Raw genomic sequence first — 13,698 nt, 5'->3', positions numbered from 1 at the left:
CAATTACTCATGAGCGAGGGTCGAAGGCGTCACGCAACGCCTCGCCGATAAACACCAGCAACGACAGGATCAGCGCCAAGGTGAAAAACGCGGTCAGGCCCAGCCAGGGGGCTTGCAGGTTCTGCTTGCCCTGGGCGATCAGCTCACCCAGGGACGCGCTGCCAGCCGGCATACCGAAGCCGAGGAAATCCAGGGCGCTCAAGGTGGATATCGCCCCGGTCAAGATAAACGGCAGATAGCTCAGCGTCGCGGTCATGGCATTGGGCAGGATATGCCGGCGAATGATCTTGGCGTCGCCCAGGCCCAGGGCGCGCGCGGCCTTGACGTACTCCAGGTTGCGCCCGCGCAGGAACTCGGCGCGCACCACATCCACCAGCGCCAGCCAGGAAAACAGCGCCATGATCCCCAGCAACCACCAGAAATTCGGCTCGACGAACCCCGACAGGATAATCAGCAAGTACAGCACCGGCAGGCCGGACCACACCTCCAGAATGCGCTGCCCGAGCAAATCCACCCAGCCGCCGTAGTAACCCTGCAACGCCCCGGCGGCAATGCCGATGGCGGCGCTGATGGCGGTCAAGGCCAGGGCAAACAGGATCGACACCCTTGCGCCGAAGATCACCCGCGCCAGTACATCGCGGGACTGGTCATCGGTGCCCAGCCAGTTCACCGCCGACGGTGGGCTCGGGGCAGGGCGGGTCAGCTCATAATTGGGGGTGTCGTCGCTGAAGGGAATCGGCGGGAACAGCATCCAGCCGCCGTCCTGCTTGATCAGCTTTTGCACATAGTCACTGCGGTAATCCGCCTGGAACGGCAGCTGCCCGCCGAACTGCTGTTCGGTGTAGCGCTTGAACACCGGGAAATACAGTTCGTTCTTGAAGCTGAGCACCAAGGGTTTGTCATTGGCGATCAGCTCGCCGCCCAGCGTCAGGATAAACAGGCCGATAAACAACCACAGCGACCACCAGCCACGCCGGTTTTTCTTGAAGCGTTCGAAACGCCGACGCGCAACGGGAGACAGGTCAAGCATCAGGCGTTCCTCGCAGCAAAGTCGATACGCGGGTCCACCAGGGTGTAGCAGAGGTCACCGATGAGTTTTATCAAAAGGCCGAACAGGGTGAAGATAAACAGCGAGCCGAATACCACCGGGTAGTCACGGGACACTGCCGCCTCGTAGCTCATGCGGCCCAGGCCGTCGAGGGAGAAGATCACTTCGATCAGCAGTGAGCCGGCAAAAAATACGCTGATAAACGCTTGGGGAATCCCCGAGATCACCAGCAGCATGGCATTGCGAAACACATGGCCATACAGCACCCGGCGTTCGCTCAGGCCCTTGGCACGGGCGGTCACCACGTACTGGCGGGTAATCTCATTGAGGAAAGAGTTCTTGGTGAGGATGGTCAAGGTGGCAAACCCGCCGATCACCAGCGCCGTCACCGGCAAAACCAGGTGCCAGAAATAGTCGGCAACCTTGCCCACGGTGCTCAGTTCGGCAAAGTTTTCCGACACCAGCCCGCGCACCGGGAACCAGTTCAGCGACGTACCGCCGGCGAATACCACAATCAGAAACATCGCAAACAGGAACGCCGGCATCGCGTAACCGATCACGATGGCCGTGCTGCTCCACATGTCAAAGCTGCTGCCATGGCGCACGGCCTTGCGTATCCCCAAGGGTATCGACACCAGGTAGGTGATCAGCGTCGCCCACAGGCCAAGGGAAATGGTAACTGGCATCTTTTCCAGGATCAGGTCGGTCACCGTCGCGCCGCGAAAGAAACTGTTGCCGAAGTCCAGCTGGGCGTAGTTCTTGAGCATCAGCCACAGGCGTTCCGGTGCGGACTTATCGAAGCCGTATTGTTTTTCGATGTCCTTGATCAGCTTCGGGTCCAGGCCACGACTGGCCCGGGAGCCGCTGATACCTTCGCCGGATGCGCCCGCTACACCGCCGCCGCCAATGCCTTGCAGATGGGCAATGGCCTGTTCCACCGGCCCGCCGGGCGCGGCCTGCACGATCACGAAGTTCACCAGCAGGATGATCACCAGCGTCGGGATGATCAGCAGCAGGCGCCGTACGATATAGGCAAACATCAACGGGCTCCTCCGCGTTTTTTCAGCTCGGCCTGCATTTGCTCGTTAGTCAGTGGCGTGGGGCTGACTTCCCACCAAGTTTCCAGGGCTTCGTCATTCTTCGCCTCGATCGCCGGGCGGCCGAAACGGTTCCACCACGCGGCGGAGGTGCCCGGGGGGTAATAGTTGGGGATCCACAGGTAATTCCATTGCAGCACACGGTCCAGGGCGTGGGCGTAGGTGAGCATCTGCGCCTGGGTGTCGGCCTTCACCAAACCGTTGATCAGCGTATCGACGGCCGGATCCTTGAGTGCGATGTAGTTGTTGGCGCCCGGATCGAACGCAGCGGCGGAGCCGAAGTAGTTGTACAGCTCCATGCCGGGCGAGGTGGTGACCGGAAAACCGGTGACGATCATGTCGTAGTCACGGGCCATCAGGCGGTTCACGTACTGCGACGAGTCGATGCGGCGGATATTGAGGGTGATGCCGATCTGCGCCAGGTTGCGCTTGTAGGGCAGCAACAGGCGCTCAAGCCCGTTCTGGACGTTGAGGAAGGTGAACTCCAGCGGCTCGCCCTGGGCGTTGACGAGTTTGTCACCCACCGGTTTCCAGCCAGCGTCCTCAAGCAGTGCCAGGGCTTGCAGTTGTTTATCGCGGATCATGCCGCTGCCGTCGGTGACCGGGGCCTTGAATACCTGGGTAAACACTTCATCCGGGATTTGCCCGCGCAACGGTTCCAGGATCGCCAGTTCTTCCTGGGTCGGCAATTGGCTGGCCGCCAGCGGGCTGTTGGAAAAGTAGCTTTGCTGGCGGATGTACAGGTTGCGCATCATTTGCCGGTTGGCCCATTCGAAATCCCACAGCATCGCCAAGGCCTGGCGCACGCGGCGATCTTTGAAAATCGGCTTCTGCACGTTGAACACATAGCCTTGGGCCGGTTGCGGCATCTCTTTGGCCAGGTGTGCGCGCTGCAGGCGACCATCGTCCAGCGCCGGGCCGTTGTAGCCGATGGAATAGCCGGTGGCGGAGAATTCACGGTTGAAGTCGTAGGCGCCGCCGCGCAGCACCTGGCGCGCCACTTCGGTGTCGCCGAAGTATTCCAGGCTCAGGTGATCGAAGTTGTACAGGCCACGGCTGACCGGCAAATCCTTGCCCCACCAATCCGGATCGCGGGTAAAGGTGATGGTGCTGCCGGAGTCGATCTTGCTGACCTTGTACGGGCCGCTGCCCAGCGGGGCTTCGTAGCCGCCGCCATTGGCAAAGTCGCGGGTCTTCCACCAATGCTCCGGGAACACCGGCAAGGTGGCGATATCCAGGGGCAGGGTGCGGTTGTCGTTGCTGGAGAAGTCGAAGCGTACCTGACGCTCGCCTTCGACTTCGACGTGCTTGACGTCGGCAAACAACGTGCGAAAGCGCAGGCTGCCTTGGGTCATCAGCAGATCGAAGCTGTAGCGCACGTCTTCGGCTGTAATCGGGGTACCGTCGGCGAAACGCGCCTTGGGATTGAGGTAGAAACGTAGCGACAGGCCGTCGTCGGCGCGCTCCATTTTTTCTGCCACCAGGCCATAAACGGTGTAGGGCTCATCCAGCGAGCGCAGCGCCAGGGGCGCATACACCCAGCCGTCGACCTGAGACACGCCAATACCTTTGTCGATATACGGCAGCACATGATCAAACCGCCCGACCTCCAGCGCCGAGCGCCGCAGGCTGCCGCCCTTGGGCGCGTTGGGGTTGGCATAGTCGAAGTGGCTGAAACCGGCGGGGTACTTGGCGGGCTCGCCGTAAACCGTCAGGTAGGTTTGCGGGGCCGCGATCGCCGCAGTGCTGGCCATCAGCAGGGCCAGGGTGGAGCAGAGCAGAGATGAAAAAGCCAATCGCATTATCAGCCTTGAACGCCGGGTTAAGAAGAATAGGGATTTGTACGCTAACGGCCTGGGCATCGCCAGTCATCACATGCACAACGGCCCGCCAAAGGGCGGGCCGTTGTTTATCGCATCTGCGCCGATTGAATCAATCCTGGCGGCTGGTGACTTCCAGCAGGTGATAACCGAACTGGGTTTTAACCGGGCCCTGCACGGTATTGACCGGGGCGCTGAATACGACAGTGTCGAATTCCTTGACCATTTGGCCTGGGCCGAACGAACCCAGATCACCGCCCTGGCGGCTGGATGGGCAGGACGAATTGGCTTTGGCGATTTCTGCGAAATCAGCGCCGCCTTCGATTTGGGCCTTGAGTTCGTTGCACTTGTCTTCAGTGGAAACGAGGATGTGACGGGCGGTGGCTTTGGCCATGGGGAATAACTCCTAGAGTAAAAAAACGGTGAGCGTACCGGATTCAGGCGGTTATTTCCTGGCAAAGTTCCGCTGTTGTTCAGTCCTGCCTTTTTCAGCGTGGCGGTTCAAGGCAACACGATGTAGTCGTTGCGCTGCACGATCGGTTGGTGCGGCCCCTGCACCAGGTGGATGTAACGGCCGTCCACCAAGTCGATCGGCAGGCAGTCGTCAATATCCAGCACGCCGTCGGTGTGGGCCTGGGACCAGTGGCGCAGCATCTGCTGCTTGCCCTGGCTCATGGCCTGCTGTTTGTTACGAGCGACTACCAGCAGGTAGTGATGGGCCTCGCCGAAGCTATGGGCTTCATAGCCACCGAGGTTGATGAAGTACAGGCGGGGCGCGTCGCCATGAGGCGCCAGATGGCTCAGTTCAACTTTCCAGCCGTCGACGCCGTCGACCGCCATCCATGAGTCGATGTGCACACCCTTGGGGCTGCCAAACCAGGCGTCGCGCAATTGCGGGTAGCTGGCCTGCAACGTATCCGCCACGGCGAACACTACATCGTGTACTTCGATTTTTGCCCGTGGATGCTTGCCCCCGAGCATGACGACAAACAGCATTACCGGTGATTCCTGGCGACTGGCGAAAGGGCAACCATACTGCGATTGAACCCTTTTGTCCGCTCAATGCCACATTGTTAATCAGCACACTCACCAGGAGGTTGTCATGCGTACCATTGATCTGGCCGGTGTTCCCGTCCCTGTCATCGGCCAGGGGACCTGGCGCATGGGCGAAGACCCAAGCCGGCGCCGCGCCGAAGTTGCTGCGCTGCAACTGGGTATAGATGAGGGCCTGACGCTCATCGATACCGCCGAGATGTATGGCGACGGCGGTGCCGAAGAGGTGGTCGCAGAGGCGATTCGTGGCAAGCGCGACCAGGTATTTCTGGTCAGCAAGGTCTATCCGCATAACGCCAGCCAAAAGGGGGTGCCTCGCGCCTGCGAAGCCAGCCTTCAGCGCCTTGGCACCGATTACATTGATTTGTATCTGTTGCACTGGCGCGGCCAGTACCCACTTGAAGAAACTGTCGAAGCGTTCGAGCGTTTGCGCGAGGCCGGCAAAATCGGCCGCTGGGGTGTTTCCAACTTCGATGTGGCAGACCTGCAGGAGCTCGCATCCCCTGCATGTGCGACCAATCAAGTGCTCTACAACATTGAAGAGCGCGGGATCGAGTTCGACCTGTTGCCATGGTGGCAACAGCATCATTTACCACTGATGGCTTATTGTCCCATCGCCCAGGGTGGTGAGCTGCTGTCGAGCCCGACCCTCAAGCAGATCGCACGTCGCCATGAGGTCACACCGGCCCAGGTATCGCTGGCGTGGGTCCTGCGCCAGGAGGGTGTCATCGCAATCCCCAAGGCGGTCACACCTGAACACATCCGACTCAACGCCGCAGCTGCGAAGCTGGTGTTGGATGAACATGACCTGGACGCTATCGATCGTGTGTTCGCAGCGCCCAAGCGTAAGCACCCATTGGCGATGGTGTAACCGGCCAGCAGGAACGGCGCCTTCCCTGGCAGCTGTTCCCGCTCTAGCCGTGGTTAGCCGGCCACTGGGCTGCGCCAGTCGTCCGAGCCGGAAGTTCCGGCCACTTCGTGAGTCCAGATGATCTTGCGATAGGTGAAGTGCACATCCTCCAGATGAGTGAAGTGGGCGTTGTCGGGGTCCTGGCAGTTGGGCATGCGTGACTGGATGTCCACGATAGTCGCACCCTCCAGTTCAATGGTGAAGTAGTGCTCCTGGGTTCCGGCGGACGAGGTGCGCAGCCATTCGAGGCGGCAGGAGACTTCTTCACCGCTGGTCAGGGCGCTGAACAGCAACGGTGACGATTTATCGAAAACCTTGCTGATCATCAGCGGCTTGTGCACGCGCTGACCTGTCGGCTGGCCCGATTGCGGATCGCGAGGAATGATCACCTGATGGGCAAATGCCTGGACCAGTATCTGATCCTCATGACCTTCCTGATAAATGTTGCCTACCGAGTCCTGAGTAAATGTGCCTGCCGTGATCAAACCTTGTTTGACTCCGGTGATGGAGAGGTACGCGGGTGTTGGCATGATTGGTTTCCTTGCCGGGTTGAGTAGGTTTTGCCGAACAGCGAAATGGCTGAACGGGTAGGTGCCTATAACCTATAACAAGAAGCGTGCCTGAAAGTGTGAAGTTCAATGAAATAAGGGCTAGCACTGTTTGGTGCACTGCGTATTGGGTTTTTATTCCGGGCTATGGGCTGTTTTTAGTTATAAAAGTTGCGCGTCGATGCGCACTTAGTTGCTCGCGTGTTTTTACGGTGAAGTATACGGCTGGCCGAGCTAACAGAGTTGTTGTTACTCGAATGTGTGCGCAAATAGCTGCGCAGGCCAAGATTATAGCGGCGCGTAGGATGTTTCTTAAGTTTTGGTCCGTCGCTTGCTCATTGCTTTATGCATGGCTAAGGTTCTTGTGTCTCGATATGTTTGAACGGAACTTAAGGGCTCTCTGATACGTACTTTAATGGCGTTAAGTTTGCCTATTTTGCCTTGGATGGTTGTGTGCGGCCGAAAATGAGTCATTCAAAAGAACTGTATGCCTATTATTTGCTACTTGCACGAGCAGCCTGTTCGCCAGGTAGTTTCGTGGGCATTGATATGCGCTTTTCCAACGAGTTCGAAGCGCTGGAAGGCGAACTTGGCAAAGCGCAGTCGGTTCATGGCAATGGGCTGCCGGATTGGCAGCGGGTCAGCGAAATCAGCGAATGCCTGCTGCGTGAGCACTCCAAGGATCTGCGTGTCGCCTGCTGGTTGACCTGGGCCTTGTATCAGCGTGATTCATTGGCTGGATTGCTGGCCGGCCTCGGTGTGCTGCGTGAGCTCTGCGAGCACCATTGGGTGCACGTCTACCCTGGCAAACTGCGTACCCGCGTTGCAGCGTTTGGCTGGTTGGTGTCGCGCCTTGAGCAAGCGTTTGCAAAAAAAATCTCGCTCAATGATCAACAGCCTTTATTTCAAGCGTTGCTGGAACACCTCGAACATCTGGACCAACTATGGGCCCAACATCTGGGGAGTGATGCTCCCGTGCTGCTGCCGATTCGACGGCAATTGGCGGAGCGCCTGGCCGATGCCGCGCAAGGGGCGCCAGAAACTGATGGGCGCGCGGGTGCTATTCCCGGCGTGAGGCAAGCAGCGGTCCAGTTGCCCACCCCCGAGCAATCGGTCAACAGCGAAAAAGAGGCGCACAAATTACTGCGCTCATTACAGGAACAGGCCCGGCCTTTATGCGCCTGGTGGTTGCGCCAGAACGCCACCGACCTGCGGGCTTTGCGCCTGGGCCGAACCTTGGCGTGGCTGATGCTCGTCAACTACCCCGACGCCAACAGTGAACGCATAACCGCGCTGCGCCCATTGGCCGCCGACAAGCTCAAGCGTTATCAGGAGCGCTTGAGCCAAGGCCATTACGCCGATGTGCTGTTCGAACTGGAAGTCAGTCTGGCCGGTGCGTTGTTCTGGTTCGATGGTTTGCGCATGGCCTGGGAGTGTCTGGACGGCTTGCACGCGGACCTGGCCATGGCCGAACTGGAGATACATTTCGCGCTGCTGCTGCAGCGCCTGCCAAACCTGACGGAGTACCGCTTCGACGACGGCACCCCCTTTGCCGACACTGCGACAGCCGAGTGGATTGCGCTGCACGTGATGCGCCATGTGCGCAAGCCTGCGCCCAGTGAAGTCGTGACCGACCTGACGACCCAACCCTGGGACGCGGCGTTGGAAGCGGTAATGCCTTGTCTGCGCAAGGACGGGCTCAAAGCCGCGGTGGGTGTGATCAAGCAAGGCTTGCAGGGCGCGGTCAGTGATCGCTGCCGTTTTCATTGGCGCCTGGCGCTGGCCAGGCTGTGCATGGCGGCCGGCAAACACGAGCTGGCCAGGATCCAGCTGGAGCAACTCGATCTTCAATTACAACGCGCGGGCCTGGAAATCTGGGAGCCGGCGTTGGCCCTGCAAGTCGCTCAGCTCCTGTACCGCTGCTACGACCTGCTACCTCAAAGCCAAGCCATACGCGACGGCAAGGATGCCCTGCATCGCCGGTTGTGTCATTTCGACCTGGAAGCAGTACTTCAATAGCGCCTCATCAAATAAAAGGAAAAGCACCATGGCCAAAGACGGTTCGGTAGCCCCCAAGGAACGTATCAATATTACCTTCAAACCCGCCCTCGGCGGTGCCCAGGAAGAGGTCGAGCTACCGTTGAAGCTGCTGGTGCTGGGGGATTTTTCCCAACGTGCGGACCTGCGCAAGCTGGAAGATCGCAAGCCCATCGGTATCGACAAGCACACCCTCGACGAGGTGTTGGCCAAGCAAGCAGTGAGCCTGACGCTGAACGTACCCAATCGCCTCCAGGATCAAGCCGACGTGGAAGAACTGGCGATCCAGGTTCGCATCAACGCGATGAAAGACTTCAATCCCGCGAATCTTGTCGAGCAGATCCCGGAGTTGCAAAAGCTGATGGCACTGCGTGAAGCACTGGTGGCGCTCAAGGGACCATTGGGCAACACCCCAAGCTTTCGCAAGGCGATCGAGCAGGCATTGACCCATGGTGATTCCCGCGCACGAGTTCTGGCCGAGCTTGGGCTGCCCAGCCCAGACGCCTGACATTTTCAGTAAAAGGACACTGATACCATGACCACGATTCAACACGAGCTGCAATCGGTACAGACTATCCACACCTGCAGCATCCTCGACAACATCACCGCCCAGACATTGCTGAGCGCCGACGACGAGGCTTACGGCATCGCCAAGCGCGGCGTATCGGCGTTTATCGCGGAGCTGCTCAAGCCACACAACCGTGACGAACCGGTAAAGAAACGCCTGGTCGACCGGATGATCGCCGAAATCGATACCAAGCTCAGCCAGCAAATGGATGAGATCCTGCACCATCCCGACTTCCAGGCGCTGGAAGCTTCCTGGCGGGGGTTGCAGTTGCTGGTCGACCGCACCAATTTTCGCGAGAACATCAAGATCGAGCTGTTGAATGTCTCACGCGAAGACCTGCTGGATGATTTCGAGGATTCCTCGGAAATCACTCAGTCCGGGCTTTACAAGCATGTTTACAGCGCTGAATACGGTCAGTTCGGTGGGCAGCCGGTGGGTGCGATCATTGCCAATTATTTTCTCTCGCCCAGTGCGCCCGATGTAAAGCTGATGCAATACGCCTCCAGCGTCGCCAGCATGGCTCACGCCCCCTTTATTGCTGCGGCGGGGCCGAGTTTCTTTGGCTTGGAAAGCTTCACCGGGCTGCCCGACCTGAAAGACCTGCGGGATCATTTCGAAGGGCCGCAGTTTGCCAAATGGCAAAGCTTTCGCCAGAGCGAAGACGCCCGTTACATTGGCCTTACTGTCCCGCGCTTTCTGTTGCGCACCCCGTATGACCCCCTTGAGTGCCCAGTCAAGACCTTTGCATATCAGGAAAACGTGGTTAACAGCCACGAGCATTACCTGTGGGGCAATACCGCCTATGCCTTTGCCACACGCCTGACAGACAGTTTCGCTCGCTTTCGCTGGTGCCCGAATATCATCGGGCCGCAAAGCGGCGGGGCCGTCGAGGACCTCCCACTGCATCACTTCCAGAGCATGGGCGAGATTGAAACCAAGATCCCTACCGAAGTGCTGGTATCGGATCGGCGCGAATACGAGCTGGCGCAAGAAGGGTTCATCGCCTTGACCATGCGCAAGGGCAGCGACAATGCAGCGTTCTTTTCCGCCAGCTCCGTGCAAAAGCCCAAATCCTTTGGCATCAGTGAAGAAGGCAGGGCGGCAGAACTGAATTACCGCTTGGGCACCCAATTGCCCTACATGATGGTGGTCAACCGCCTGGCCCATTACCTCAAGGTTCTGCAACGCGAACAGTTGGGCGCTTGGAAAGAGCGCACGGACCTTGAGCAGGAACTCAACAAGTGGGTTCGCCAATATGTGGCGGATCAGGAAAACCCCAGCGCCGAAGTGCGTGGACGGCGCCCACTGCGTGCCGCGCGCATCGTCGTCAGTGATGTCGAGGGCGAGCCAGGCTGGTACCGCGTCAACGTGACAGTGCGCCCGCATTTCAAGTACATGGGGGCAGACTTCACCTTGTCCCTGGTTGGCAAGCTCGATAAAGAATGAGCAGAGGCCAGGGCATGATTCAGCACAACAGCCTTTTCGAGCGTCTTGAATACGGTGCATCGACGCAAGGGTGTCCTGTGGCGTCCATCGCCGCACATCTGGGGAAAATGCTCAGCACACGTGCGGGCAGTGTCCAGACACTGGCTGATTATGGTTTGCCTGATCTCAACGACATGCGACTGAGCCTGCATGAATCATTGACTCAGTCGCGGCTGCATATCGAGCGTTTTATCCAGGCCTACGAACCGCGACTGGCGAATGTGCATGTCAGGCTGTTGCCCGATGTGCGTGGGTCCCTGGTCCTGGCATTTGCAATTGAAGCTGAGCGAGTTATCGACGGCGTCCTGCAACCGGTCGTGTTTCAGGCCCGTCTTGCGCAAGCCGGGCGGGTAGAGGTTTTCGTCCATGACGTTTAACCGCTACTTTCAAAGTGAACTCAGCGCGCTGCGCCAACAAGGGCGGCGTTTTTCCGAGCGCAATCCAGCTCTGGCGCCGTTTCTTGCTGAGGCCGGCCAGGACCCGGATGTCGAGCGTTTACTGGAGGGGGTTGCATTTCTGACCGCTCGCCTGCGACAAAAGCTGGATGACGAACTGCCGGAGCTGACGCATTCGTTGATGCACTTGTTATGGCCCCATTACATGCGGCCAACACCGGCCTTCAGCATCCTGCAATTCGACCCCTTGAAACGTGCCGGCCCCAGTGTTCGAGTGGCCCGGGACACCGCCGTGGAAAGCGCTCCCACCAAGGGTGAGCGTTGCCGGTTCCGCACATGCTATGCCACCGACATCATGCCCCTGCAACTCAGTGGCCTGGAATACCGCTGCCAGGGCGAGGGGGCCTGGCTGGAATTGCAACTGACCATGAGTACCCAAGGTAACTTCAGTGAGTTGGCATTTGATTCGCTGAGGCTGCACTTGGCTGGCGACCACTACATCAGTCAGGGCCTGTACCTCAGCCTGTTGCGCCATGTCGACAGTATCTGCCTGTCGCTGCTGGATCACGAGGGTGTACCGGTGAGGACCCGCGACGGGCAACCTGTGACGCTGCGCCTCAGTGCCGGCCAGGTTCAGCCAGTGGGGTTTTCCCCGGAGCAGGCGCTGATTCCTTATCCGCAGAACACCTTCGATGGTTATCGGCATCTGCAGGAGTACTTCGCTTTTCCCGAGAAATACCTGTTTGTCGACGTCGAAGGGCTGAACGTGGTGCACACGCTGCCTGACGAGCTGCTCCGGGAGGCGCATGGCATGGTGATGCGCTTCGAACTTCACACCCAGGGCCGTGATCCCCTGCGTCCAACCCTGGACAACGTGAAGCTGTATTGCACGCCCATCGTCAACCTGTTCAAACAGGATGCGATCCCCATTCGCCTGGACGGTAAACAGGATGAGTACCTGTTGGTACCTGGGGAATATACGCCGGGCAATGCCAGTGTGTTTTCCGTGGACTAGGTCACCGGGTGGCGCCCCGGCGGGTTGGGCTACCAGACCTATGTGCCGTTCGAGTCGTTTGAACATGACGGCGATCACGAGGCTATGGCGGCCCCCTCCAGTTACAGCATTCGCCAGCGTTCGTCGGTACAGCATGGCGGGCTTGATACCTGGATGGGATTCCCCAGCCGCCGCGAACAGGGCCAGGAAACCCTGTCGGTCGAACTGACCTGTACCAATTGCAACCTGCCGCGCCAACTTCGTGCAGGCGAAATCACCCTGCCCGGGGAACAGACCCCGGAGTCATTGGGGTTTTGCAACATCACCACGCCCACCGCGAGCTTTGCGCCGCCACTGGACCAGGATTTTTTGTGGAAGCTCATCAGCAATATGTCAGTCAACTATCTGTCGTTGACCGATATCAATGCCTTGAAAGTGATACTCCAAACCTACGACTTGCCGCGCTATCACGATCGACAGGCGCTGAAGGTCAGTCAGAAAAGGTTGAGCGCTTTGCGCTCCATTCGCCATGAGGCAGTGGACCGTCTGCACCGCGGTCTGCCTGTTCGAGGCTTGCAGGTCGAGCTGACCGTTGATTCCCAGGGCTTTGTCGGTCAGGGCGATCTGTTTGTATTCGCCTCTGTTCTCAATCAGTTCTTTGCGCTCTATGCAAGCCTCAATTCGTATCACGAGTTGCGGGTCATCAGCACACAAGGAGACGTGTACCTATGGCCATCCCGGATGGGGCAGCAACCGCTGTTTTGACTCAACTTTGCCGTGTGATTCGTGAGTACACGCTATTTCAGGCGATTGTGCAGGTCATCGAACGACTGCGCGAGGCCCATCCGCTGCTGGATGACGAGGCGCTGTATGACCAATTGGAGTTCCAGGCCAACCCCGGTTTTGGGTTTGCCGCGCACGATATCGACCGTGTGGAGTTTTTCAGCGAGCGCGGGGCCTTGCGCGCTCGCTTGCGTCTCAACGTATTGGGGTTATTCGGTGCCGGCTCGCCGCTACCTGCGTTTTACGCCGAGCAAGCGTTTGCCGAGCGTTCGGGCGGCAACCCGACTCGAGATTTCCTTGATCTGTTCCATCACCGCCTGCAGCGCTTGATGTTGCCGATCTGGCGCAAATACCGTTATCGGGCGTGTTTCCGGGCAGGTGCTAACGACAGGTTTTCCGAGCAGATGTTTGCCTTGATGGGGCTGGGCGACAGCGCAATTCGCAGTGCTTCGCAGCTTGATTGCAAGCGCCTGCTGCCTTATCTGGGCCTGCTGAGTTTGCGAGTGCACTCGGCTGCGCTGATCGAGGCTGTCCTGCGTTACTACTTCAAGCACGACGCGTTGTTTATCGAGCAATGGGTGGAGCGCACGGTCGAGGTCAGCCAGTTGCAATGCAATCATCTGGGGCGGGCCAACAGTGCCCTTGGTCAGGACCTTGTCCTGGGGCATCGCATCGCTGACCGCAGCGGTAAGTTCAGGGTGCATCTTCTGGCGCTGGGTTGGCAGCGTTTCCATGATTTTCTGCCTATCGCTGAGGCGTACCAGCGGCTGTGCGCGCTGGTGCGACTGACCCTGCGCGACCCTCTGGAATACGACCTGCGCCTGACGTTGGCGCCGGGCGAGGTCAGGCCGTTGCACATCGGCGAAAACACGCTTTGCCGCCTGGGCTGGACCACCTGGCTGGCGCATGAACAGGCCGACGGCGTGGTTACGCTTGCCAGCAATTTTCACAGGGGTTGAT

Annotated in this window: 12 protein-coding genes and 1 pseudogene; 7 read left to right on the top strand and 6 right to left on the bottom strand. The window is 58.9% G+C overall.

Going from position 1 to position 13,698, the window contains the following annotated elements:
• Positions 1–7 precede the first annotated feature (7 nt).
• The 5 genes from TK42_RS12770 to TK42_RS12750 form a co-directional block, all read right to left on the bottom strand.
• The gene (locus TK42_RS12770; protein ID WP_005788807.1) at positions 8–1,030 is read right to left on the bottom strand and encodes an ABC transporter permease; all 1,023 of its coding nucleotides are present in this window, start codon (positions 1,028–1,030) and stop codon (positions 8–10) included.
• Positions 1,030–2,088 (bottom strand): microcin C ABC transporter permease YejB, encoded by a 1,059-nt coding sequence (locus TK42_RS12765; RefSeq protein WP_032876053.1) that lies wholly within the window; start codon positions 2,086–2,088, stop codon positions 1,030–1,032. The genes TK42_RS12770 and TK42_RS12765 overlap by 1 nt, the downstream gene beginning before the upstream one ends.
• Positions 2,088–3,947 carry an extracellular solute-binding protein gene (locus TK42_RS12760; protein ID WP_032876050.1) on the bottom strand — a complete coding sequence of 620 codons (1,860 nt, stop codon included), beginning with the start codon at positions 3,945–3,947 and terminating at the stop codon, positions 2,088–2,090. The genes TK42_RS12765 and TK42_RS12760 overlap by 1 nt, the downstream gene beginning before the upstream one ends.
• A gap of 130 nt (positions 3,948–4,077) precedes the next feature.
• On the bottom strand, positions 4,078–4,359 hold the full coding sequence (locus TK42_RS12755) for a peptidylprolyl isomerase (RefSeq protein ID WP_005788801.1): 282 nt from the start codon (positions 4,357–4,359) through the stop codon (positions 4,078–4,080).
• Positions 4,360–4,466: 107 nt separating this feature from the next.
• Positions 4,467–4,961 carry a DUF1543 domain-containing protein gene (locus TK42_RS12750; RefSeq protein WP_032876046.1) on the bottom strand — a complete coding sequence of 165 codons (495 nt, stop codon included), beginning with the start codon at positions 4,959–4,961 and terminating at the stop codon, positions 4,467–4,469.
• Between the two features lie 106 nt (positions 4,962–5,067).
• Here TK42_RS12750 and TK42_RS12745 point away from each other — a divergent pair, with 106 nt between their 5' ends.
• Entirely contained in the window at positions 5,068–5,889 is an 822-nt protein-coding gene (locus TK42_RS12745; RefSeq protein ID WP_032876043.1) for an aldo/keto reductase, read from the top strand.
• Positions 5,890–5,942: 53 nt separating this feature from the next.
• On the opposite strand, the gene TK42_RS12740 is transcribed toward TK42_RS12745, so the two are convergent.
• The gene (locus TK42_RS12740; RefSeq protein WP_005788794.1) at positions 5,943–6,458 is read right to left on the bottom strand and encodes an Hcp family type VI secretion system effector; all 516 of its coding nucleotides are present in this window, start codon (positions 6,456–6,458) and stop codon (positions 5,943–5,945) included.
• A gap of 483 nt (positions 6,459–6,941) precedes the next feature.
• On the opposite strand from TK42_RS12740, the gene tssA reads away from it, so the two are divergent.
• The 6 genes and pseudogenes from tssA (at position 6,942) to tssG (ending at position 13,697) form a co-directional block, all read left to right on the top strand.
• Positions 6,942–8,495 (top strand): type VI secretion system protein TssA, encoded by a 1,554-nt coding sequence (gene tssA, locus TK42_RS12735; protein ID WP_177464466.1) that lies wholly within the window; start codon positions 6,942–6,944, stop codon positions 8,493–8,495.
• Between the two features lie 28 nt (positions 8,496–8,523).
• Positions 8,524–9,021 (top strand): type VI secretion system contractile sheath small subunit, encoded by a 498-nt coding sequence (gene tssB / locus TK42_RS12730; RefSeq protein WP_078821537.1) that lies wholly within the window; start codon positions 8,524–8,526, stop codon positions 9,019–9,021.
• A gap of 27 nt (positions 9,022–9,048) precedes the next feature.
• Positions 9,049–10,527: a type VI secretion system contractile sheath large subunit gene (tssC, locus tag TK42_RS12725; RefSeq protein WP_005788785.1), complete on the top strand. Its 1,479-nt coding sequence runs from the start codon at positions 9,049–9,051 to the stop codon at positions 10,525–10,527.
• 14 nt (positions 10,528–10,541) lie between these two features.
• On the top strand, positions 10,542–10,943 hold the full coding sequence (tssE, locus tag TK42_RS12720; RefSeq protein WP_103734348.1) for a type VI secretion system baseplate subunit TssE: 402 nt from the start codon (positions 10,542–10,544) through the stop codon (positions 10,941–10,943).
• Positions 10,933–12,720, top strand: a pseudogene (gene tssF, locus TK42_RS12715) (type VI secretion system baseplate subunit TssF). The gene tssE and the pseudogene tssF overlap by 11 nt, the downstream one beginning before the upstream one ends.
• Entirely contained in the window at positions 12,684–13,697 is a 1,014-nt protein-coding gene (tssG, locus tag TK42_RS12710; RefSeq protein WP_103734347.1) for a type VI secretion system baseplate subunit TssG, read from the top strand. Before tssF ends, tssG begins: the two are co-directional and overlap by 37 nt.
• The last annotated feature ends 1 nt before the right edge of the window (position 13,698 follow it).

The sequence above is a fragment of the Pseudomonas sp. GZJR-8 genome (genome assembly GCF_002916705.1).
GTDB classification, from domain to species: Bacteria; Pseudomonadota; Gammaproteobacteria; order Pseudomonadales; family Pseudomonadaceae; genus Aquipseudomonas; species Aquipseudomonas synxantha_A.
This window is presented reverse-complemented; position numbering and strand designations above follow the sequence as displayed.